This is a genomic window from Streptomyces chiangmaiensis (genome assembly GCF_036281785.1).
GTDB classification, from domain to species: domain Bacteria; phylum Actinomycetota; class Actinomycetes; order Streptomycetales; family Streptomycetaceae; genus Streptomyces; species Streptomyces chiangmaiensis.
This window is the reverse complement of record NZ_JAYWVC010000141.1, coordinates 1-21,308: the sequence shown is the minus strand read 5'-3', so window position 1 is coordinate 21,308 and position 21,308 is coordinate 1. Positions and strand designations below refer to the sequence as shown.

20 protein-coding genes and 2 pseudogenes are annotated in these 21,308 nt (G+C 70.0%); 14 read left to right on the top strand and 8 right to left on the bottom strand.

Features of this window, described 5'->3' with window-relative positions:
• The first annotated feature begins 162 nt into the window (after positions 1–162).
• A complete protein-coding gene (locus tag VXC91_RS30450; protein WP_329510569.1) occupies positions 163–429 on the top strand; it encodes a hypothetical protein in 267 nt (88 codons plus the stop codon).
• Positions 430–688: 259 nt separating this feature from the next.
• Here VXC91_RS30450 and VXC91_RS30445 read toward each other — a convergent pair whose 3' ends face one another.
• Positions 689–1,219 carry a pep a2 gene (locus VXC91_RS30445; RefSeq protein ID WP_329510568.1) on the bottom strand — a complete coding sequence of 177 codons (531 nt, stop codon included), beginning with the start codon at positions 1,217–1,219 and terminating at the stop codon, positions 689–691.
• 327 nt (positions 1,220–1,546) lie between these two features.
• Between VXC91_RS30445 and VXC91_RS30440 the strand changes: the two genes are divergently transcribed.
• The 4 genes and pseudogenes from VXC91_RS30440 (at position 1,547) to VXC91_RS30425 (ending at position 5,045) form a co-directional block, all read left to right on the top strand.
• Positions 1,547–1,801 carry a DUF5133 domain-containing protein gene (locus VXC91_RS30440; protein ID WP_329510567.1) on the top strand — a complete coding sequence of 85 codons (255 nt, stop codon included), beginning with the start codon at positions 1,547–1,549 and terminating at the stop codon, positions 1,799–1,801.
• A 109-nt stretch (positions 1,802–1,910) separates the two neighbouring features.
• Positions 1,911–2,432 (top strand): annotated as a pseudogene (locus tag VXC91_RS30435) (maltotransferase domain-containing protein); the annotation flags it as partial.
• A gap of 79 nt (positions 2,433–2,511) precedes the next feature.
• Positions 2,512–3,876, top strand: a complete 1,365-nt coding sequence (locus tag VXC91_RS30430) for a maltokinase N-terminal cap-like domain-containing protein (RefSeq protein ID WP_329510566.1) — start codon at positions 2,512–2,514, stop codon at positions 3,874–3,876.
• A gap of 374 nt (positions 3,877–4,250) precedes the next feature.
• Positions 4,251–5,045 (top strand): SigB/SigF/SigG family RNA polymerase sigma factor, encoded by a 795-nt coding sequence (locus VXC91_RS30425; protein WP_329510565.1) that lies wholly within the window; start codon positions 4,251–4,253, stop codon positions 5,043–5,045.
• Between the two features lie 240 nt (positions 5,046–5,285).
• Here the strand turns inward: VXC91_RS30425 and VXC91_RS30420 are convergent, their stop codons facing one another.
• The gene (locus VXC91_RS30420; RefSeq protein WP_329510564.1) at positions 5,286–5,642 is read right to left on the bottom strand and encodes an ANTAR domain-containing protein; all 357 of its coding nucleotides are present in this window, start codon (positions 5,640–5,642) and stop codon (positions 5,286–5,288) included.
• 128 nt (positions 5,643–5,770) lie between these two features.
• Here VXC91_RS30420 and VXC91_RS30415 point away from each other — a divergent pair, with 128 nt between their 5' ends.
• From VXC91_RS30415 to VXC91_RS30400, 4 genes are all read left to right on the top strand, one after another.
• The gene (locus VXC91_RS30415; RefSeq protein ID WP_329510563.1) at positions 5,771–6,433 is read left to right on the top strand and encodes a UdgX family uracil-DNA binding protein; all 663 of its coding nucleotides are present in this window, start codon (positions 5,771–5,773) and stop codon (positions 6,431–6,433) included.
• Positions 6,434–6,605: 172 nt separating this feature from the next.
• A complete protein-coding gene (locus VXC91_RS30410) occupies positions 6,606–7,286 on the top strand; it encodes an ABC transporter permease (RefSeq protein WP_329510562.1) in 681 nt (226 codons plus the stop codon).
• On the top strand, positions 7,283–7,954 hold the full coding sequence (locus tag VXC91_RS30405; RefSeq protein WP_329510561.1) for an ABC transporter permease: 672 nt from the start codon (positions 7,283–7,285) through the stop codon (positions 7,952–7,954). The genes VXC91_RS30410 and VXC91_RS30405 overlap by 4 nt, the downstream gene beginning before the upstream one ends.
• Positions 7,951–8,886, top strand: a complete 936-nt coding sequence (locus VXC91_RS30400) for an ABC transporter substrate-binding protein (RefSeq protein ID WP_329510560.1) — start codon at positions 7,951–7,953, stop codon at positions 8,884–8,886. Before VXC91_RS30405 ends, VXC91_RS30400 begins: the two co-directional genes overlap by 4 nt.
• Before the next feature lie 168 nt (positions 8,887–9,054).
• Here the strand turns inward: VXC91_RS30400 and VXC91_RS30395 are convergent, their stop codons facing one another.
• From VXC91_RS30395 to VXC91_RS30370, 6 genes are all read right to left on the bottom strand, one after another.
• A complete protein-coding gene (locus tag VXC91_RS30395; protein ID WP_329510559.1) occupies positions 9,055–9,795 on the bottom strand; it encodes a DUF4142 domain-containing protein in 741 nt (246 codons plus the stop codon).
• 356 nt (positions 9,796–10,151) lie between these two features.
• On the bottom strand, positions 10,152–11,306 hold the full coding sequence (locus tag VXC91_RS30390; protein ID WP_329510558.1) for an ABC transporter ATP-binding protein: 1,155 nt from the start codon (positions 11,304–11,306) through the stop codon (positions 10,152–10,154).
• Between the two features lie 22 nt (positions 11,307–11,328).
• Positions 11,329–11,970: a LutC/YkgG family protein gene (locus VXC91_RS30385; RefSeq protein ID WP_329510557.1), complete on the bottom strand. Its 642-nt coding sequence runs from the start codon at positions 11,968–11,970 to the stop codon at positions 11,329–11,331.
• Positions 11,967–13,451 (bottom strand): LutB/LldF family L-lactate oxidation iron-sulfur protein, encoded by a 1,485-nt coding sequence (locus tag VXC91_RS30380; protein WP_329510556.1) that lies wholly within the window; start codon positions 13,449–13,451, stop codon positions 11,967–11,969. Before VXC91_RS30380 ends, VXC91_RS30385 begins: the two co-directional genes overlap by 4 nt.
• Positions 13,452–13,482: 31 nt before the next feature.
• Entirely contained in the window at positions 13,483–14,238 is a 756-nt protein-coding gene (locus tag VXC91_RS30375) for a (Fe-S)-binding protein (protein ID WP_329510555.1), read from the bottom strand.
• Positions 14,239–14,388: 150 nt separating this feature from the next.
• A complete protein-coding gene (locus VXC91_RS30370) occupies positions 14,389–15,765 on the bottom strand; it encodes a serine hydrolase domain-containing protein (protein WP_329510554.1) in 1,377 nt (458 codons plus the stop codon).
• Positions 15,766–16,094: 329 nt separating this feature from the next.
• Here VXC91_RS30370 and VXC91_RS30365 point away from each other — a divergent pair.
• The 5 genes and pseudogenes from VXC91_RS30365 to VXC91_RS30345 all read left to right on the top strand — a co-directional run.
• Positions 16,095–16,610: pseudogene (locus tag VXC91_RS30365) on the top strand (substrate-binding domain-containing protein); the annotation flags it as partial.
• A gap of 168 nt (positions 16,611–16,778) precedes the next feature.
• A complete protein-coding gene (locus tag VXC91_RS30360; protein WP_329510553.1) occupies positions 16,779–18,080 on the top strand; it encodes an alpha/beta fold hydrolase in 1,302 nt (433 codons plus the stop codon).
• A 101-nt stretch (positions 18,081–18,181) separates the two neighbouring features.
• Positions 18,182–18,916: a PIG-L deacetylase family protein gene (locus tag VXC91_RS30355; RefSeq protein ID WP_329510552.1), complete on the top strand. Its 735-nt coding sequence runs from the start codon at positions 18,182–18,184 to the stop codon at positions 18,914–18,916.
• A gap of 83 nt (positions 18,917–18,999) precedes the next feature.
• Positions 19,000–19,887, top strand: coding sequence for an RNA polymerase sigma factor SigJ (sigJ, locus tag VXC91_RS30350; RefSeq protein ID WP_329510551.1), 888 nt, complete (start codon positions 19,000–19,002; stop codon positions 19,885–19,887).
• 660 nt (positions 19,888–20,547) lie between these two features.
• On the top strand, positions 20,548–21,308 hold a 761-nt coding region (locus VXC91_RS30345; protein ID WP_329510550.1), incomplete at its 3' end, for a class I SAM-dependent methyltransferase.

The window sequence follows — 21,308 nt, the reverse complement described above, 5'->3', positions numbered from 1 at the left end:
CCGCACCCACAGTAGCCTTTGGTTTATGTCGCCTCGATGGAATCCGAATCCTGATGTACGCGCTCTGCGGTCCGGCCTCCTCGGGCTGTCACGGGGCTGGCCAGACCGGACAAAGCCCGCGGCGAGCACCAACCCTTGATCCACTTTCGCAGCAGACGCTGGTTGACAGGCCCGCCCGTTCCGCACATCTTCTGGCCCGGCACCTGCCACTTCGACCTGAGCCAGGGCGGAGGGGACTTGGTTCCTGGATCACTGCGCCGGGAGCGCGAGGCCCTGAGCTGCCAGGAGGGTGCGGGTGGTGATGTGGATGGTGTCGGAGAGGGGCTGCTTGCGGACGGTCTGACCATGCCGTTCATCGCCGCGCGTCTCTACGCCTCGCACGCCAAGAAGGGCTACGGCACTGCCATCCGGCCCCGCGTCGGGGAATGACGGTCACTGCTGCCCGGCCCGATCATCGGCTGCATGAGAGGCCTCACCAATGGCCAGTATTTCTCGAGACTTTGATATTCCGTCAATTGGCCCGCAGTCCTGCCGCCATGCGTAGATGGCGCCCGCGTTCCCATGCCGGTCGTAGCCCGTCTTGCAGACGGAAAGGGTGCTCGCGCCGAATGATGCGAGCACCGTCGTTCCGCCGGGGTCGGCGGCCCGCGGGGGTCCGCCGGTAGGGCGCCCTACCGGCGGACTGCCGTCAGACGAGGGCCGTGGCCGGCTCCAGCCACTCGGCCGACACGTCCTCCCGCTCCCGCGCGGCGGCGTCCGCCATGAGCGGCAGTGCGCGGGGCAGCGGGCGTGTCTCATGCAGGCTCGGGAAGGGAGCCACCGGAACGAGCGGGGCGTGGTCGCCGGCCCGCGCCCGCTGCGAGAACCAGATGATCTTGCCGCCGGTGTCGGTCGCGCAGCATCCCCAGCCATTGCTCAGTGCCGCGATCTGCGCCAGGCAGCCGCTCGGGGCGTAATGCGGTCGGATGTCCCGCTCGCTGTCCTGGACCGCGGTGATCAGGTGGTGTCCGTTCCACCACATCTCGATGGTGGTGTGCTTGTCCGCCGCGTGTGCGTCGATGGTGCGCAACAGTGCGTCCGAGCACTGGCAGACGGGCTCGACGAGCATCTCCAGGTCCCAGTACCGGAGATGGGCGGCCAGGATCCGACTGACCTGCCCGATCCGCTCCGGGCTGATCTCCACGTCGAGGTGGTAGTAGCAGGGCGCTGCGGTCTTCATCGTCGTTGGCTCCTCACCGGTGAAGCTCGCGCTTCTCCTCGTCCATGGAGGCCGAGCCCCGATCACGAAGCGTGAGCATTCATCGCTCCTGAGTCAGTCCCAGAGTGCGAGCACTACTCCATTCGTGCAACACGAAGCACCTCCGCCCGAGTTGGTTGAATTCCGAACAGGACGCTAAGTGGCCCACCATGCACCATGGGTGAAGGTCTCGATCGCCGTAACGGACCACCCCCACTCCGTGCACGGCCTTCGCGCATCTTCCGGACCGCGACCCGCGAACCGTCCGGAACCGTGCTTCGGCGAAGAGGTTGGGAGGTGACCGGTGCCATGTCGCTGCCAGCCAGAGACGAGGTCGCCAGACATCTCGAGCGGTACCGGGCGTGGGAACGGCTCATGCTTGCCTCCCCCGACAACCGTGCGGTACGCGGCAGCTTCGAGGACACGGGCTACACACTGTGCGTGCTGATGGGCAAGCGCTGCGCCCGCGAGGCCGTCGACGCCGCCGAGCTGTATCTGAACCCCTGTGAGCCCCGTGAGCGAACCGTGCGTGACGCCTGGCCCGCACCATCGGCGAACGCGTAGCGGGCCGCCGTACGCGGCGGCGATCCGAGGGCCGGAATGCCGACCGAGACCCGAAGACCGGAGGGCCGGCATCCAGCGAGGCTGGAGAACGGCGGAGGAGGCGAAGTCCATGGAAGCGCAGGTCGTGCGCCCTGGTGGTGTGCCTCCCGCTGCCGGGGATGCCGGGCCTGTGATAGGACGCATTTCGGTCGTGGACGTCCGTCCGGCCGTCGATGGTGGCCGACGCCCGGCCAAGGCGGTGGAGGGGGAGACCTTCCTGGTCACCGCCGCGGTCTTCGCCGAGGGACACGGCGCCCTCGGCGCCGATGTCGTCCTCGGGGATCCGGAGGGCCGGCCCGGACCGTGGACGCCGATGCGCGAACTTGAACCCGGCACCGACCGTCGGCGCGCCGAAGTGACTCCGTCGTCGGGTGGCACCTGGACATACGCCGTCGAGGCGTGGAGTGATCCGGTCACCACCTGGCGGCACCGCAAGCGGATCAAGGTGCCGTTGCGCATCGACACCGAACTGGTCATGGAAGAGGGCGCCGAGCTGTATGAGCGGGCCGCCGCCGGAGTGCCGGAGGGGCCGCAGCGGGAGGCGGTACGCGCGGCCGTCCGCGCTCTGCGCGACGAATCCGAACGTCCGGCAGGCCACCAAGGTGCACCTGTTCGCGGGCAGTTGGCACACCGCGCTGATCCGCCGGCCGGCACGGAAAGGACGCGACGCCATGGCGAAGACCCAGACCGCAACGCTTCGCCAGGACAGCCTCGGCTCCGCCGTGTTGCTGCCCTCGCTCTCCGGTCTTCTGCGTGAGTGGCTGCCGCGTCAGCGCTGGTTCGCGGGCAAGGGCCGCCCCGTAACGGATCTGGCGCTGTTGTCGGTGACCGAGCTGCAACCGGTCTGCCTGCACGTTCTGATCCGCGCCGATCACGCCGAACGTCCCGCGGCCGGCCCGGCCCACGACTGCTACCAACTCCTCCTCGGCACAGAGCAGTCGCCGTCGCCCCGGCCTTCCCCGGCCCTCCTGGGACGGGCGACCGAGGGCCCCCTCGCGGGACTGCTGGTGTACGACGCCCTCCACGAACCACGCTCGTCGTCCCTGCTCCTGGAACGGCTGCGTACGTCGGACACCACAGACGCCCTCCACTTCGAGCGCGACTGGCGGGTGTCGATCCCCGCCGGGCTGACGCCGCGTCTCCTCGAAGCCGAACAGTCCAACTCCTCGCTGGTGTACGGAGACGCCTACATCCTGAAGATCTTCCGGCGCGTGCGGCCGGGAATCAACCCGGACCTTGAGGTGCCCCGGGCCCTGGCCCGGCAGGGGTGCACCCGGGTGCCCGCGCCGGTGGCCTGGTTCCGCACGACGAGCCCGTGGGACGCGACGCTCGGTGTGCTCCAGCCGTTCCTGCGCGGTGGTGCCGACGGTTGGACGCAGGCCCTCGAGGCGCTCGCCTCAGCGCGGGAGTTCACCGCGGAGGCGTTCGAGATGGGGCGGGCCACGGCCGAGGTGCACCTGGCTCTCGCCGCCGCGTTCTCCGTCGTGTCGCAGGACGCGACCGAGAGCAGACGGCTCGCGACCGGGATGGCCGGGCGCCTGCGAGACGCCATCCATGCCGTACCGGACCTGCTGCCGTACGCGTCCGGACTGAGGTCGGCCTTCGCCGAACTGGCGACACTGGACACGCCCCGGCCCGCTCAGCGCATCCATGGCGATCTGCATCTGGGGCAGGTGCTGCGGGCCGAACAAGAGTGGCACGTCATCGACTTCGAGGGCGAACCGGCACGCCCGCTGCCCGAGCGGCGCCGGGCCCAGTCCCCGGTGCGCGATGTCGCGGGCATGCTCCGCTCTTTCGACTACGCCGCCCACGCCCGCCGGCCCTGGCACCCCCAGTGGGCGCTGCGCTGCCGCGAGGCGTACTGCGCGGGCTACGCCGCCGAGTCGGGCTGGGATCCCCGGGCGGAACCGGCCCTGCTGCGCGCGTACGAGACGGACCGCGCGGTGTACGAGGTCGTGTACGAGGCCCGGCACCGCCCCGACTGGCTGCCGGTGCCGATGGCGGCGGTCGCACGCCTGGCCGACGCCCCGGGCTGAGGAGGCTGACCTCGTGACGCTCCACACCGCGCCACGACCACCGCGTGCCTCACCGCAGTCGGGCACCCCGCTTCGCTGTGGAGCCGCGCCCGGAACGTTGAACCCGTCGTTTCCCAGAGAATTCACGAATCGGATTTCTGTAATTCCCTTTTCCTCTCGATGTCACATGCAGGAATCGTGTGAATGCGCAGAGTCATCCGGCGTGGAATTGTTTGACGGAACGGAATGCGGGAATGGGGCTTAGCAAGTGCTTCGGACAGGAGGCACGTTTGTGGGAGCTGGCCCACCAGATCCCGGGTGTCTTTTCTGTCTGCGTGAGTGCGCCCTCCCACGGTGACTGTCCAATCAGCCCCTTGAGGGAGTTGAAAAGCACCATGCGCATCACGGTCAAAGCCAAGCAACATCCGCACGACGACGCACCGGATACCGCTGAGGCCTTTGCCCGGCTCCGTGCTCTGTCCGACGGCCCCGAACGGCAGACGCTGCGTGACGGGATCGTCCAGTCGTGGCTCCCCATGGCCGAGCGCATCGCCCGCCGCTACCGAGGCCGGGGGGAGTCCATCGAGGACCTGTGCCAGGTTGCGGCGCTGGGCCTGGTCAAGGCGGTCGACCGCTATGACCCGGGCCGCGGCTACGCATTCGAAAGCTACGCGATCCCCACGATCACCGGCGAGATCAAGCGGCACTTCCGCGACCACATGTGGGTGCTGCACGTCCCTCGGCGTGTCCAGGACCTGCGCAACCGTGTGCGCGTGGCCGTCAAGGAGATGTCGCAGGAGACGCCGGGGCGCGGTCCGACCGTCGCCGAGATCGCCGAGCACGCCCACCTCAGCGAGGACGACGTCCGCGTGGGTCTGGAGGCGATGGACAGCTTCACCGCCTTGTCCCTGGACGCGGAGGTGGCGGGAAGTGACGACGGATACGCGCTGGGTGACGCCCTGGGGGAGTCCGACTCCGGATACGACCTGATCGTGGACCGCGAGGCCGTCAAACCGTGCCTGGAGTCCCTGCCCGAGCGTGAGCGCACCATCCTCTACCTCCGCTACTTCCGTGGCATGACCCAGAGCCGGATCGCCAGCCAGCTGGGCATCTCCCAGATGCATGTCTCTCGCCTGCTGAGCGGGTGCTGCGCACGGGTACGCGAAGAAGCGCTCGAAGATACCGCCTGATGCCGCAGCCCGCCGTTCCGACCCCTCGGGTGGGCCGGCCTGCATCCGGCCGCCCGGCCGCTCATCGACCGGACGGCCGTTTGCGGTGGGCTCACTGCCGAACCCTCCCGGGAACGGTTGGCCAGTGCGCCGACCCTTTCCGGACTATCCGCGAGGAGATATTCGAAACACTCCTGCGGCAGGCGGCGACGCGAAATCGTTCAGCCATCGCTGTCGGTGACTTGCGCTCTGCGACGGGCGTCAACGGCTCCGCGGATCCTCCGGAAGCTGCGTGGGGCCGTAGCGATCGAGGGTTTCCTCCAGGAGAACGCGGAGGTGTTCCGGGAGATCTCCGTCGCGTCCCCAGATGAGTATCATCTCCGCGACATTGCGCAGCTTGATGTTCGCGTGCTGGGAGACCTCCCTGAGCACCTCCCACCCCTGGTCGGGGCTGACGTGCCCCAGGGCGACGAGCATGCCGATCGCCTGGTCCACGACCGCGTGCGAGGCCACGGCCTCCTTGAGCTGGCCGACCTCCTCCTCCAACTGGAAGATCCGCTGCGATTCGGAAGTGGTGATGTCCGGCTCCTCATTCCCCGGACGGGGTCTCGTGGTCATCGTCCCCTCCGGGTGGCGAGGCTTTCGGCGATGTCGGGCTTTCTCCCCATCGTCGCCATTCGACCAGGTGTGTGCGAGCCGGGGAAGGGTACTGGGGCGGCACCGTGGGTCAAGGAGGTGAAGCAACTGTGAGCCGTCCCGATGACGACCGGGCCGACGCGTACGACGCTACCCCGTTCCTGCCGCATGAAGGCGGGCTCGACGCGTACCGGCGCGCCGCCGAAGGCTGCCGGGGATGCCCCCTGTACGAGAACGCCACCCGGACGGTGTTCGGCACAGGCGACACCTCCGCGAGGATCGTGCTGGTCGGGGAGCAGCCCGGAGATCAGGAGGACCGGAAGGGCGAACCCTTCGTCGGCCCGGCCGGCCGCCTGCTGGACAAGGCGCTGGAGGACGCCGGCATCCACCGCGGCGCGGCCTATGTCACCAACGCGGTCAAGCATTTCAAGTTCACCGTCGCCGAACACGGCAAGCGGCGCATCCACAAGGCGCCCAGCCTGCGCGAGACGTTCGCCTGTCGGCCTTGGCTGCTCGCCGAATTGGACCTCGTCCGCCCCGAGGTCGTGGTGGCGCTGGGCGCGACCGCGGGCAAGGCCCTGCTGGGCGGCTCCTTCCGGGTGACCAAGGACCGGGGCAGTGTCCTCCCGATGCCGGGCACCGACGAGGAGCGCTACGTCGTCGCGACCGTGCACCCCTCGGCGATCCTGCGCGCCGACGACCGGGAGTCCGCGTACGCCGGACTGGTCTCCGACCTGAAGGTGGTCGCACGGGTGCTCGACGGGCGGGGATAGATCACTGCTGCCGGGCGCCTCCCCGGCTGGATCACCGGGTTCCGGGCTCCCGCCCTGCGCCGCGGACCGGCCCCGTGGGGCACGGCGCTCGTGTGGCCGGGGTCTGCGGGTGGGGCCCCGGACGGGTCAGTACAACGAGCGTGACCGCTCGCCCCGCCGGTGCAATGGACGGGTGACCGCGCCCCCGGACGACTGCCTCGCGCGCAACGAGTGGATCTGCGGCGATTATCTGCGCAGCCGCCGTCACATCCTGCTCGACGCGGTACTGCAACATGTGGAGCTGACCGGCGTCTCCGTGCTCATCGCCCTGGTCGTCGCCGTACCGCTGGCCGTGCTGGCGCGCCGCTGGGGCCGGGCCGCCGGTCCCGTCCTCGCCGTCACCACGATCCTCTACACGATCCCCTCCCTGGCGATGTTCTCGCTGCTCCTTCCGCTCTACGGGCTGTCGGCGGCGCTGGTGGTCGCGGGTCTCGTGCTGTACTCGCTCACCCTGCTGGTCCGGAACATCCTCGCGGGACTGCGCGCCGTCCCCGAGGAGACCCGGCAGGCCGCCCGCGGCATGGGATTCGGTCCGCTCCGGCTGCTGCTCACTGTCGAACTGCCGCTCGCCCTGCCCGCCGCCATGGCCGGACTCCGCATCGCCACCGTCTCGGCTGTCTCCCTGGTCACGATCGGGGCGATCGTCGGTTTCGGCGGGCTCGGAAACCTGATCTACGCGGGTATGAACACGTACTTCAAGGCGCAGGTGCTCACCGCGTCCGTGCTGTGCGTGGTGATCGCGGTGGCAGCCGATCTGCTGCTGCTCGGGGTACAGCGTCTGATCACCCCCTGGTCCAGGACGAGACGGGGATGAAGACCCTCGACGGCACCTGGAACTGGCTCGCCGACTCCGCCCACTGGGCGGGCGACGACGGCATCTGGCACCGGCTGGTGCAGCACCTCGTCCTGACCGTCGTCTGTCTGGTCGTCAGCTGCCTGATCGCGCTTCCGGTCGCGCTCGTCCTCGGGCACCTCGGCAAGGGCGGCGTGCTCGCGGTCAACATCTCCAACGTCGGCCGCGCGGTCCCCACGTTCGCCGTGCTGGTGCTTCTGCTGCTCACCCCGATCGGCGCATGGGGAGAGGGGCCCACCGTCGTCGCCCTCGTCCTGTTCGCCGTGCCGCCGCTGCTCACCAACGCGTACGTGGGCATGCGCGAGGTCGACCGCGACGTGGTACGGGCGGCGCGGGGGATGGGGATGACGGGCCGGCAGACCCTGTTCCACGTCGAACTGCCCCTGTCGCTCCCGATGGTCCTCAACGGGGTGCGGATCGCCGCCGTGCAACTCGTCGCGACCGCCACGATCGCAGCCTTGGCGGGCGGCGGTGGGCTCGGACGCATCATCACCGCGGGATTCAACCTGGCCAGTACGCCGCAGGTCGTCGCCGGGGCCGTGCTCGTGGCCGGGTTCGCGCTGATCGTCGAGGGGATCTTCGAAGCCGTCGAGCGGCTGGTGCGGCGCCGCGCCAGAGGCTCGCCTTGAGGGGGTACGCGGCGGCCGCGAGCGTGCTGCTGATCGCGGGCTGCACGACGGGTCCCTCCCTGGAGACCCGAGGTCAGGTCACCACGCCGCCCGGAGACAGCGGGCACCTGACCGTCGGCTCGGCCGGATTCACCGAGAGCGACCTGCTCGCCCAGATGTACGCACTGCTGCTGAACCATGCCGGCTACCGGTCATCCATCCTCACCGTCGCCAACCGCGAACTGTACGAGCCCGCCCTGGAGTCGGGGCAGATCGACGTCGTGCCGGAGTACGCGGCCACCTTCGCGGACTGGCTCAACGCCAAGACCCATGGCGCCGGCGCTCCGCCCGCCGGTTCGCCGGACCTCGCCGCCACCATGCGGGCCGTGCGGGAGCTTGCGGCTCCGCGCGGACTCACGGTGCTCGACCCGGGCCGTGCGGTCGTCCAGAACGCCTTCGCGGTGACACGCGCCTACGCTCGCCGGCACCATGTGAAGACACTCGGCGACCTCGGCAGATCGGGCCTGAAGGTGCGCCTCGCGGCAGGGGACGAGTGCGTCCGGCGACCGTACTGCGCACCGGGCTTGAAGAAGACGTACGGCATCGACATCACCGTCGTCGACCCAAAGGGCGTCGGGACCCTCCAGGCCAAGCGGGCCGTGCAGAGCGGGCGGGACCAGATGGTGCTGACCACCACCACGGACCCGACCCTCGACGAGTTCGGACTCGTCCTGCTCGACGACGACAAGCATCTGCAGAACGCCGATTACGTCGTCCCGGTCCTCAATCGCGCCCGCGCAGGGGACGCCCGCGTCACCAAGGCGCTCGGCGCCCTCAACTCCGTCCTCACCACGCAGGACTTGGCGTCGATGAACCGGCGGGTGGACAGCTGGCGGCGACTGCCCGAGGACGTGGCGCGCAACTACCTGCAGGACAAGGGCCTGCTGAAGTGACGCGGTCGCGCCGCCCGGCGGGTCGTGGGAAAACCTGTTCCCCTCGTACGAGGGAGCGGTGAGTGCGGCGCGAGAGAAAGGACCCATGCCGCCGCTCGGCCGGTTGGTCGACTCGTCGCCCGCGCACGACGTCTGACCCCGAGCAGGCCCTGCCGGCCGGGCTCCGGGTCAGCCGACCGTCGGGCCGGGCGCGGGGGTGGCGGTGTTCACGTTCAGGTCGGGACGGGGTGTGAGGACGACCATCGGTTCCCCCGCCTGCGGCGGAGGCGGGGTCAGTTGGTCCTTGGGGAGCTTGGGCGGGGTCGTCTCCTGGAAGAGGACCTGATCGAAGTTGATCACGCCGGTCTTCTCCATCATGGTGATGTGGTCGAGCACGGTGTCGTTGGCCAGGTCGGCGAGTTGACGCACCAGGGTGTTCTTGGTGGTCCCGCGGATCTTGGCGATGGTCGGGAAGATCTGACCGTGGGTCACCCGCATGATGTTGGCGGCGGTGACGTCGAACTGCTTGCCGTTCTGCGCCGCCGAGGTCGCCACGAACTGCTGCTGTTGCGGGCTTGCCTGGTTCGGGAGAGCGATGCCCAGTTCGGGGGCGATCTTGCGGCACATCGCGTCGAGTCCGGCATGCCCGACGATCAGATGCCTGCCGGCTTCCTTCATTTCCGGCGACGAGCCCTTCTTCAGCGCGATTTCGCCCAGTGGGTACTCCCACAATCCCGCGGCACGCACCTTGACCACGAAGTCGCGGTCCGCCTCGGTGAGCGGACCGTAGCGGGTGTTGGCGATGACGCGGTCCGGGGAACCGGACGTCGTCTGGACCCCGAGCATGGCGGGGTAGGCGAGGGCAGTGAGGGTCAGGCCCAGCGCACCGGCCACGAAGACGGTTCCGGCCATGTTGCGGGGTGTGGGCATGCTGTCTCCAGGAGCGAGCGGCTTGTAACGCCAGGGAGTACGCAAGGGTCGGTTCGATCCATCATCGCCCAGGGTAAAAAATGCACGCTGCCATGTGTCATGCGTCACATCATGGGCCTCATAGCCGAGTTCTGATGCTCCGCCGCACATCTGCACCTGTACCAGCCACCGTTCAGCCGGCAGATCCTGCGTCCAAAGCGGCGTCTTCGGGATTCCCCGTCGTCAATTGCGAGGGTGGACGGTTACTTCAGCGGTGGCTCACGGCGACGGTGACCGTCGAGCGGGGCACCGTACCGCCGGTCAACGGCCGCAGCGCCGTCGTTCCACATCCCGGGAGGGCCGGCTGGTCAGTACGGCTAGGCGTCCGAGACCGACTCGAACGACACCTGCCCGCGCGGGATGCCCCGCGCCTCCGCGTCCACCGAGCGGCGTAGCGCCTCATGGAGCTTGGCCGGGGTCAGTACGCCCAAAAAGCGTGCTCCGTCCAGCACCGCCACCCACCCCGCGTCGTGCTGGAGCATCACCCCGAACGCCTGCTTGAGTGGGGCGCCGATCGGAACCCAGGCGTTCATCCGCCGGGCGTGGTCGCGGACCAGCCCCCCCGCACCGAGTTCGCCGGCCCCCGCCCATCCGTGCAGATCGCCCTCGGCGTCCAGGACGACCGCCCAGCGGGCGCCCTCCGCGTGCAGGCGGTCCGCCGCAACTTCGGCGGGCTCGTCGAGCCGTGCGACCGGCGGCTGCGCCAGGTCGCTCGGTTCGATCTCCGTGACGGACAGCCGCTTCAGGCTCCGGTCCGCGCCCACGAATTCGGCGACGTACGGCGTGGCGGGCGTGCCCAGCACCGCCCCGGGCGTGTCGAACTGTTCGATGCGCCCTTGCCCGTACACCGCGATGCGGTCGCCGAGCCGCACCGCCTCCTCGATGTCGTGCGTCACCAGCAGCACCGTCTTGCGGACGGCCGCCTGCATCCGCAGGAACTCGTCCTGCAACTGCTCCCGCACCACCGGGTCCACCGCCCCGAACGGCTCGTCCATCAGCAGCACCGGCGGATCCGCGGCCAGCGCCCGTGCCACCCCGACCCGTTGCCGCTGGCCGCCGGACAGCTGGTCGGGATAGCGCGGCCCGTATGTCTTCGGGTCAAGGCCCACCAGGTCGAGCAACTCGGCGGCCCGCGCCCGGGCCCTCGCCTTCTTCCAGCCGATCAGGGAGGGCACGGTCGCGGTGTTGTCGAGGACGGTCCGGTGCGGGAACAGGCCCACCTGCTGGATCACATAACCGATCCGCCGCCGCAGACGCACCGGGTCGAGGGTCGCGATATCCTCGCCGCCCACGAAGATCCGCCCCGAGGTCGGTTCGATCAGCCGGTTCACCATCATCATCGTGGTCGTCTTGCCACATCCGGACGGTCCGACGAGCGTGACGAGCTCGCCCTCCGCGACCGCGAAGGACAGGTCCCGCACGGCCGTGGTGCCGTCCGGATACCGCTTGGTGACCTCCTCGAACCGGATCATTCCCTCACGCTAACGGCGCCGGTCACTGCTCGCTCACCAGCACCACCTCCAGGGTGCGCGGACCATGCACCCCCTCGACCCGGTCCAGCTCGATGTCGCTCGTCGCGGACGGCCCGGAGATCCAGGTGAGCGGGCGCGCCGGGTCGAGACGTTCCAGGGCCTCGGGCACGGAGGACACGACCTGCCCGGGGACGTGTACGACACAGATGTGGTGGTCCGGAACGAGCGTGATACGCCGACGGCCCTGATCCGGTGCACCGTCCAGCACGATGGTGCCGGTCTCGGCGACGGCGACCGCGCAACCGGTGACCACGCTGTCGACACGGTCCAGGTCGTACGGGCTGCTCTCCGCGCGGTCGGGAACCTGCTCCACGCCCGTGAGCCAGTGCGAGGGCAGCCCCGGCGGTACCAGGACGCTGTGCGCGTCCCGGGCGGTGAGCAGCCGGGCGAGAACCGCCGGCAGATGCTCCGCATCGCTCCGGTGCACGATCGCCCGATAGTCCGTCAGATTCTCCGCCAGCAGCTCCACGGTCTCCTCGGCGGTGCGCTCGCCGTGCCGCCGCAGATAGTCACGGGAAACCGCCTGTTCGTACGGCGTGTCGTCCTTTCTCGCGTCCGCCAGCGCGCGCCGCACCCGGCCCAGGATCAGATCCCTGCTGCTCACCGTGCCTCCTGCTCTGTCTGCGTACGCTGCCACCAGTCGCGGAACGGTTCCGCCGGCACCGGGGGCAGATCCCGGCTCGCGCTCCACGCCCTGCCCGGGCCCGGCAGGGTCCGCGGCAGGAAGCGGCGCGAGCGTGACGCGAGACGCTGGCCCGTGCGCAGTGCGCCCGGGTGGCCGAAGGCCCAGCGCGCGGCCCGCATCGCCGCCCGCTCGGCGGCATGACCCCTCGCCGGCTTCAGCACGACCTTGTTGCCGGCCTGTGTCACGGTCCCGCCTTCCACGACCCGCTCCCGTAGATGCACCAGCACCTCGGGGATGTCGATGGCGACCGGGCACACCTCGTAGCACGCTCCGCACAACGAGGACGCGTATGGCAGCGACGCGTCGATCTCGCTCTGCGTGCCCCGCAGTTGAGGGCTGAGGATGGCGCCGATGGGGCCCGGGTAGACCGAGCCGTAGGCGTGGCCGCCCGCGCGCTCGTACACCGGGCAGACATTGAGACACGCCGAGCAGCGGATGCAGCGCAGCGCCTGGCGTCCGACCTGGTCGGCGAGCGTGTCGGTGCGGCCGTTGTCCAGCAGGACGAGGTGGAAGGTGCGGGGGCCGTCGGCGGTCTCGGCGTCGGTCGTACCCGTCCACATGCTCGTATACGGGTTCATGCGTTCGGCGGTCGAGGAGCGGGGGAGCGTCTGGAGGAACACCTCGAGGTCCCGCCAGGTCGGCACGATCTTCTCGATGCCGACGACGGAGATCAGCGTCTCGGGCAGGGTGAGGCACATCCGCCCGTTGCCCTCCGACTCGACCACCACCAGGGTGCCGGACTCGGCGACCATGAAGTTCGCGCCGGAGATGCCGACCTTGGCGCGCAGGAACTTCTCACGCAGGTGCAGCCGGGCCGCCTCGGCCAGTTCGGCGGGCGTGTCGGTGAGCCCCTCGGGGGCGGGGCGCCCCCACTCGCCCATCTCGGAGCGGAAGATGTCACGGATCTCGCCGCGATTGCGGTGGATCGCGGGGACCAGGATGTGGGAGGGCCGGTCCTTGCCCAGCTGCACGATCAGCTCGGCGAGATCGGTCTCGTACGCCCGGATGCCCTCCGCCTCCAGCGCTTCGTTGAGACCGATCTCCTGCGTGGCCATGGACTTGACCTTGACGACCTCCGTCTCGCCGGTCGCCTTGACCAGCCCGGCGACGATCCTGTTGGCCTCGTCCGCGTCCGCGGCCCAGTGAACGGAGCCGCCCGCCGCGGTGACCGCCTCCTCCAACTGCACGAGGTACCGGTCCAGATGACGCAGCGTGTGGTCCTTGATCTGCCGTCCCGCCTCCCGCAGCGCCGCCCAGTCGGACACCTCCGCGACTGCTTTGGCCCGCTTGGCCCGGATGGTGTGGGTGGCGTGCCGCAGGTTTCCACGCAGGGTCTTGTTGCGGACCGCCTCGTGCGCTGCCTGCGGGAACGACGGCATCCCGACGAACGTCCCGCTCATGCGATGGGCCCCTTCACCATGACGACGCTCCTCATACCAGCGGCTCCTCCTCCGTGCTCGCCAGGATCTCCGCGATGTGCACCGGCCGCATCCCCACGCGCAGCCGGGACATCGTCCCGCCGATGTGCATCAGGCAGGAGTTGTCGGCCGCACAGAGCGCCTCGGCGCCCGTGGACTCGGCGTTGCGCACCTTGTCGACGCCCATGGCCGCCGAGACATCGGAGTTCTTCAGGGCGAAGGTGCCACCGAAGCCGCAGCACTCCTCGGCACCCGGCAGCTCCACCAGTTCCAGTCCCTTGACGGCCCGGAGCAGTCGCGTCGGACGGTCACCCAGGCCCAGGCTCCGTAGACCGTGACAGGTCGGGTGGTAGGTCACCCGGTGCGGGTAGTACGCTCCCACGTCCGTCAGGCCCACCACGTCCACGAGGAACTCCGTGAGCTCGTAGGTCTTCGGGACCACGGGTGCCACGGCGGCCGCGAGGGTGTCTCCGCGCCCCTCCGCCCGCGCCCGTTCCCCCATCCGCGGATACAGCTCCCGCACCATCGCCCCGCATGACCCCGAGGGAGTCACGATGGCCTCGTACCCTCGGAAGACATCGGAGAACTTCACCGCGAGGGGCTCCGCCTCGTGCCGGTATCCCGTGTTGTAGTGGGCCTGTCCACAGCAGGTCTGCGCCATCGGGAAGTCGACCTCGACGCCCAGCCTGGTCAGCAGTTTGACCACGGCGCGCCCGGTGTCCGGATAGAGCGTGTCATTGACGCAGGTCAGGAACAGGGCGACACGCATCGCGGCTCCTCGTGGTCGATCATCGGATGAGTGCAGCGTAATGGGCGGGCGTGGCCCGGGCGAGACCCCGGTTACGGCGCGCCGAGCCGAGCCTGCGCATCGCACCAGGGCGCCGTGTCGCCCCGTGGGGCGAGCCGTGCCTGCGTTGGATCAGGATGCTTCCGCAACCCGGGTGAAGAGCCGGCCGGCGAGGTCGACGCCTGTGACCGCGCTGTTGACGTCGCGGGAGAAGTAGCCGCGCTGCCCCTTGAGGCCGCCTTTTGTGACGATGTACTCGTCGCCGTCGCCGGGAAGGAAGCCGATGTCCGCGGCCGGGTGGTCCGGGGGCATTTCCTCGTCCGACGCCTGGCGGATCTCCGGCTTGATCCCGACCGCCAGGGTGAGACGGGTGCCGTCGGCGGCGATGTCGAGATTCATGGCGTCGATCTCGTAGCGGCCGACGACCTGTTGGGCCTGTCCTTCGTCGTACGGGACCGGCTCCGCCGTCTTCTCGACGACGCCGAGGTAGTTCTCGAGCGCCCACCGCACGACGGACTGGTTGAAGGGGTAGCCGTCCGGGCCGACGTTGGCCAGGGAGACCACCGCAAAGTCGCGCTCGGGCACGATGAGCAGCTCGGAGAACTGGCCGTTGCCCGAGCCGCCGTGGCCGATCCCGCGGAGGCCGTCCAAGTCGTGCAGGAACCAGCAGATGCCGAAGCCGTCGCCGAGCGTGCTGGCGCGCAGCTCGATCGTCCGATCCCGCATGCGGTACAGCTCTGCGGTGGGCAATAGGCCCTCCCCGTCACCGAGTTGGAACCGCGCCCAGCACAGCAGATCGATCACCGAGGAGGCGAGGCCGCCACCGGGGTTGTCGCCGCGCGCGCCCTCCTTGAACGCTCCCCAGGGCCGGGCGGGGTGCAGTTCGCCGTCGTCGCCGCGGTTGTAGCCCACGGCGAACTTGCGGACCATCACTTCGGACAGGCCGTACACGGTGTCCGCAAGGCCCACCGGCTCCAGGACGAGCGAGGCCATGGCCTGCTCGAAGGGCAGGCCCGTGACCTTCTCGATGATCCGCCCGGCCAGGTTGTAACCGGCCTGGCTGTACGAGGCGCGGGCCCCGGGCGGTGCGATCAGCGGCAGCTGGGGCAGCTTCGCCACGAGCCCGGCCAGGGAGCGGTCGCCCTCGCCGTCGTCGATCAGGTTCCAGTCCAGACCCGCGGTGTGGTTGAGCAGGTTCAGGACGGTGATCTGCGCCGCGGCCTGCTCGTCGGCGAGCTTCAACTCGGGGACGTAACGCCGCACCGGCGCGTCAAGGTCCACCTTGCCCTCGGCGACCAGGCGCATCAGCGCGGTCGCTGTGAAGGTCTTGGACACCGACGCCAGAGGAAACAGTGTCTTCTCGTCGACCGGCAGCGGGTTGCTGAGGCTCGTCACGCCATGCGAGGCGTAGATCTCCTGGCCGTCCAGGAGCACCCCGACGGCGGCGCCGGGAACGCCGAGCTCCATGGCCTGCGTCTTGACGAACTCCGTCAGCCGGTCCTGCAGCATTGCTCCCCCTTCGGGTACTTGAACTAAGTGCGAGGGTGAGCGTAGACCGCGACTCGAACAAAGTGCAAGACCTTGGCGTGAACTAAGTTCAAGTCAAATGGTGGCCATGCCGCGAGACACGCTGACTGCAGACCGGATCCTCCGTGCGGCCATCAAGCTGCTCGACGACGAAGGACTGCACGGCCTCAACATGCGGAGCCTGGCGAAACGGCTCGGCTCGGCCGCCACGGCCGTCAACTGGCAAGCGCTCCGCCGGATCGGAATCAACCTCACCCGGCTTCGACGGGACAGACTCCTCGACGAGGCACGAGAGACCGCTGTCCCGGTCCGCCGTACGGCATCTGGTCGACGCGGGACATCGTTCCCTCGCGTTCAGCGGTCCGCCCGGACTCAATCAGGTCAGGGACCGTCGCACGGGCGCCCTGAACGCGCTGGCGGAGGTGGGGTTCGGCCCCGAGGCGTTGCGGGAGCTGCCGACCGAGCGCCTCGACGTCGCCGCGGGGCGGGACGCGGGTGCTCGGCTCCTGGGGCTCGCCGACCGGCCGACCGCCGTGTTCTGCGCCAACGACCTGCTCGCGCTCGGCGTCCTGCAGGCCCTGTACGCGGCTGGAGTGAGCGTCCCCGAGGATCTGGCCATCGTCGGTTACGACGACATCGAGTTCGCCGCGGCGGCCGCGATGCCGCTCACCTCTGTGAGGCAGCCCGCGGTCACTATGGGCGCGCTGGCCGCAGAACTCCTGCTGGAGGAGACCGAGGCGGAGGCCAGGGTCCGGGCGCACGAGCATCGGCGGGTGATGCTCCAGCCGGAGCTGGTGGTGCGCCGCTCCAGCCTCGCGGCCCGCTGAGCCCCTCCTCCCACCCGTCCGCCGCGGCTTTCGTACCTCTGTCGTACAGCGGCGCGAACCTGCCGAGCGGCCGGTCGGTGGAGATTTCTTGATCCCTGCCCGCGGATGCCCCGGGACCATGTGCTGAACTGGGACGCAGCCTCGAATCCGTACGTCTCGGGAGCACCCTTGAGCCTCAGCTATCGCCAGCCCGGCGTCGTCCTCACCGACCGCCGCTTCACCGTGCCCCTCGACCACCACAACCCCGGCGGGGAGACGATCGAGCTGTACGCACGGGAGGTCGTCGCCGGCGCCAAGGCGGACGCCGACCTGCCCTGGCTGCTCTACCTCCAGGGGGGTCCCGGCTTCGGGGCGAATCGTTTCGTCGGTCAGCAGGCCTGGCTCGGCCGGGCCCTGGAGGAGTATCGCGTCCTCCTCCTCGACCAGCGCGGGACGGGCGCCTCCACACCCGCCAGCCGGCAGACACTCCCGCTGCGCGGCGGCCCCCGCGAGCAGGCCGACTACCTCACGCACTTCCGCGCGGACTCCATCGTCCGCGACTGCGAGGCCATCCGCCCCCAGGTCACCGGCGGCGCCCCCTGGACGGTCCTCGGGCAGAGCTTCGGCGGCTTTTGCACCGTGAACTACCTCTCGACGGCACCCGGAGGCCTGCGCGCCGCCCTGATCACCGGCGGCCTGCCCTCCCTCGGCGCGCACGCTGATGACGTCTACCGGGCCGCGTACCCGCGCATCGAACGCAAGGTCGCCGCCCACTACGCCCGCTACCCGCAGGACGTCGAACGCGCCCGCCGCATCGCCGAGTACCTGCTCCAGCACGAACCCGTCCTGAACGGCGGCTACCGGCTCACGGTGGAGGCCTTCCAGTCCCTCGGCATCCTCCTCGGCGGCAGCGAGGGCAGCCACCGCCTCCACTTCCTCCTGGAGGACGCTTTCGTGCGCACCGTGCAGGGCTTCGCGCTCTCCGACGCCTTTCAGGAGGAGGTGCAGGGTCTGCTGTCCTACGCCGCCCATCCCCTCTACGCGCTGGTCCACGAGGCGATCTACGGTCAGGACGAGCGCCCCACCGCCTGGGCCGCGGAGCGGGTGCGGGGAGAGTTCCCGCAGTTCGACGCGGCGAAGGCACTGACGGGCGACGGCCAGGTGCTGTTCACGGGCGAGTCGGTGCACCCCTGGATGTTCGACACCGACCCGGCGTTGCGCCCGCTGCGCGAGACCGCGGACCTGCTCGCCGAGCGTACCGACTGGGCTCCGCTGTACGACGTGTCCCGCCTGGCCGCCAACGAGGTGCCTGTCGCCGCGGCGGTCTACCACGATGACATGTACGTCGACACCGCCCACGCGCTGGAGACGGCCCGCACGATCCGCGGTCTGCGCACCTGGGTCACGGACGAGTTCGAGCACGACGGCGTCCGCGCAAGCGGCCCCCGCGTCCTGGAACGACTGCTGGCACTGAGCCGGGACGAGGTCTGACCGCAGGCACGGCATCGCTTCGTGATCGGCCGTACCCCTTGATCCACCGGCCGTTCACCGTACGCCGCACCCGCCCACGGGCGCGACGTCAGTCTGCGGCCATGACCGAGCCCATGAACGACCGGCTCAAGCCCATGCCCGAGGACTGGCGGCGAGCCCTCGCCGACCCCGACGACCTCGAGTACGGCTGCGCAGCGGCCGTCGCCGCGTGGACCGGCGGCGGCCGGGAGATCGCGTACGTCCTGGCGACCCGGGGCGAAGCCGGGATCGACTCGCTGGAACCCGACGTCTGCGGACCGCTGCGCGAGCGGGAACAGCGGGCGAGCGCGGCGGTGGTGGGGGTGTCCACAGTGGAGTTCCTCGACCACCGTGACGGTGTCATCGAATACGGGCCCGCGCTGCGCCGGGACATCGCGGCGGCGATCCGCCGCCACCGGCCGGAACTGGTCATCACCCTCAACCACTGCGACACCTGGGGCGGCGTCGCCTGGAACACGCCGGACCACGTGGCCGTGGGACGAGCCACGCCCGACGCGGTGGCGGACGCCGGCAACCGGTGGATCTTCCCCGAACTCGCGGCGCGCGGCCTGGAACCGTGGAACGGCGTGCGGTGGGTCGCCGTCGCCGGCTCCTCGACGCCCACCCACGCCGTGGAGGCGGAATCGGGCCTGGACCGCGCGGTGCGCTCGCTGCTGGAACACCGCACGTACATAGAGGCGTTGACTCAGGAGGAACCGGAGACGTACGCACGGTCCTTCCTGACCTCCCGGGCGCAGGCCGTGGGCAAGCACTTCGGTGGCAAACCGGCCGTGGCGTTCGAGCTTTTCGGCCGCTAGCAGGGCGCGGTGCAACGGGGCGTGGGCGCCGTGTTTTGATCGGTGACGGCGCCCACGCGGACGGCTCTCAGAAACGGGGATCGATGGACGACAAGGAACTGCTGGCGGACCGCTTCCAGGCGCACCGAGGGCATCTCAGAGCAGTGGCCTACCGGATGCTGGGTTCGCTGAGCGAGGCCGACGACGCTCTGCAGGAGGCCTGGCTGAGACTGAGCCGCTCCGATGTGAGCGAGGTGAAGAACTTGGCGGGCTGGCTCACCACCGTCGTCGGCCGGATCTGCCTCGACATGCTGCGCTCCCGCACCGCGCGTCGCGAGGAACCCATGGCGGACACCTTCGTCCCGGACCCCGTGATCACCCCCCTGGAGCGCGTCGATCCCGAACAGGAGATCCTGCTCGCCGACTCGGTCGGGCTCGCCCTCCTCGTCGTGCTGGAGACACTGGAGCCCGCCGAGCGGCTGGCGTTCGTCCTGCACGACATGTTCGCCGTGCCCTTCGACGACATCGCCTCCATCGTCGGGCGCACGTCCGCCGCGACCCGACAACTCGCCAGCCGCGCCCGCCGCCGCGTCCAGAGCGCGGAACCCGCCGCCGATCCGGACCTCGGGCGCCAGCGCGAGGCGGTGGAGGCGTTCCTCGCGGCCTCGCGCGCCGGTGACTTCGACGCCCTGGTCGCCGTACTCGACCCGGACGTCGTGCTGCGGGCCGACTCCGGCCCCCTGGTCACCGGCGTCGCGGCATCCAAAGTGGCACGCGGTGCGGAGACGGTGGCGAAGGGCGCGCTCATGTTCCGCCAGTACGCCCAGTACGCCCGGCTCGCACTGGTCAACGGCTCGATCGGGCTCGTCAATGCGCCCGAGGGCCGGCCACTGTCGGTCATGGGCGTCACCGTCGTCGACGGCAGGATCACGGGCATCTACATCCTGTCGGACCCCGCACGGCTGGAGCGGCTGGACGTCACGGCGGCCTGACCCGGCGGGCCGGACCTCGGTCGGCTGCGCCGCATGCAGCAATCGGACCGCGTGCCGCCGTGGTCCCCCACACGCGGGGGACGGCGGCGGCATGGGGCGGGCCGCTCTCGCGAACGGCGTGAGGAAGTCCCGGACCGCAGAACCCCGTTGAGATGCGGCTGCCCTGAACAGCCGTGGCCGTGCGATGCCCAAGAGCTGAACGGGGCATTCGGACAGCCGAACGAATGCGGCGCCGAGCTGCCCGCGGCCGCGCCGGATCCGGCGCCGAGTCCTGCGGCGCCGTGGGTCAGCAGGCCTGCGGGACAGTGAGGTCGAACAGCCGTGAGGTGTCCAATGAAGTCAGGCCCCGCCGCTGGGACTTCATCTGCGATTACCGTGCCGACTTCGGCGTGAAGCGGATATGCCAGGTCCATGGCGTCTCCCGCTCCGGCTGCTACCGGCACCGGGCCACCACGCGGGTCTGCGCCGCGCGTCAGGCCGAGCAGGCCGTCGCGGTCGGCGAGATCCGCGAGATCCATGCCGAACACCACGGTGCCTTGGGCGCCCCGCCTGCCCCAGTCCTTGCGCGGACGGAAGCGGCTGGACGATCGAACCGTGCTCAACGGGATCGTGTGGAAAAGCAGTGGCCGCGCGGGCTCGGGGCCACATACGTTCGCCTCCATGGTTGACGCAACTTTCGGGCATCCGCGCCTCGCCGCCATCTACGACCCACTCGATCCGGACCGCAGCGATCTCGACGCGTATCTCGCGATGGCGGAGGAGTTCGGCGCGCGGTCCGTGCTGGACATCGGGTGCGGTACGGGCGTGTTCGCGCTGCTGCTCGCTGAGCGCGGCATTACGGTCACCGGGATCGATCCCGCGCGGGCGTCCGTCGACGTCGCGCGTGGCAAGCCGGGCGCGGAGCGGGTGCGCTGGCTCGACGGCGACGCGGGGGATCTGCCGCCCATGCAGATCGACCTGGTGACGATGACCGGGAACGTCGCCCAGGCGATCGCCGATCCGCAGGCGTGGCGTACGACGCTGCGCGGCGCGTACGAGGCGCTGCGGCCGGGCGGGCGGCTTGTCTTCGAGACGCGCGATCCGGCGCAGCGCGTGTGGGAGGAGTGGGCGGAGTGGACGCGGGAGACCACGTACCGCATGACGGACATCCCGGGCGTCGGCCATGTCGAGACCTGGGCCGAGCTGACGGACGTGAGCCTGCCGCTGGTGAGCTTCCGGGGTACGCACGTGTTCGCTGCGGACGGGGACGTACTGACCTCGGAATCGACACTTCGCTTCCGCGAACGTACGGAGATCGAGCGGGACTTGCACGAGCACGGCTTCGTCGTCGAGGACGTACGCGACGCACCCGACCGGCCGGGCAGGGAGTTCGTGTTCGTGGCGCGGCGCGGTACCGCGGAGCCCGCCCCTCCCAGAACGCC

Excerpts from the sequence above, each read along its gene's own strand:
- VXC91_RS30380 (WP_329510556.1), bottom strand. The coding sequence starts at position 13,451 with ATGAGCGGGACGTTCGTCGGGATGCCGTCGTTCCCGCAGGCAGCGCAC.
- VXC91_RS30430 (WP_329510566.1), top strand. The coding sequence starts at position 2,512 with ATGGCGAAGACCCAGACCGCAACGCTTCGCCAGGACAGCCTCGGCTCC.
- VXC91_RS30445 (WP_329510568.1), bottom strand. The coding sequence starts at position 1,219 with ATGAAGACCGCAGCGCCCTGCTACTACCACCTCGACGTGGAGATCAGC.
- VXC91_RS30405 (WP_329510561.1), top strand. The coding sequence starts at position 7,283 with ATGAAGACCCTCGACGGCACCTGGAACTGGCTCGCCGACTCCGCCCAC.
- VXC91_RS30355 (WP_329510552.1), top strand. The coding sequence starts at position 18,182 with ATGACCGAGCCCATGAACGACCGGCTCAAGCCCATGCCCGAGGACTGG.
- VXC91_RS30395 (WP_329510559.1), bottom strand. The coding sequence starts at position 9,795 with ATGCCCACACCCCGCAACATGGCCGGAACCGTCTTCGTGGCCGGTGCG.
- sigJ (WP_329510551.1), top strand. The coding sequence starts at position 19,000 with ATGGACGACAAGGAACTGCTGGCGGACCGCTTCCAGGCGCACCGAGGG.
- VXC91_RS30390 (WP_329510558.1), bottom strand. The coding sequence starts at position 11,306 with ATGATCCGGTTCGAGGAGGTCACCAAGCGGTATCCGGACGGCACCACG.
- VXC91_RS30420 (WP_329510564.1), bottom strand. The coding sequence starts at position 5,642 with ATGACCACGAGACCCCGTCCGGGGAATGAGGAGCCGGACATCACCACT.
- VXC91_RS30440 (WP_329510567.1), top strand. The coding sequence starts at position 1,547 with ATGTCGCTGCCAGCCAGAGACGAGGTCGCCAGACATCTCGAGCGGTAC.
- VXC91_RS30375 (WP_329510555.1), bottom strand. The coding sequence starts at position 14,238 with ATGCGTGTCGCCCTGTTCCTGACCTGCGTCAATGACACGCTCTATCCG.
- VXC91_RS30370 (WP_329510554.1), bottom strand. The coding sequence starts at position 15,765 with ATGCTGCAGGACCGGCTGACGGAGTTCGTCAAGACGCAGGCCATGGAG.
- VXC91_RS30425 (WP_329510565.1), top strand. The coding sequence starts at position 4,251 with ATGCGCATCACGGTCAAAGCCAAGCAACATCCGCACGACGACGCACCG.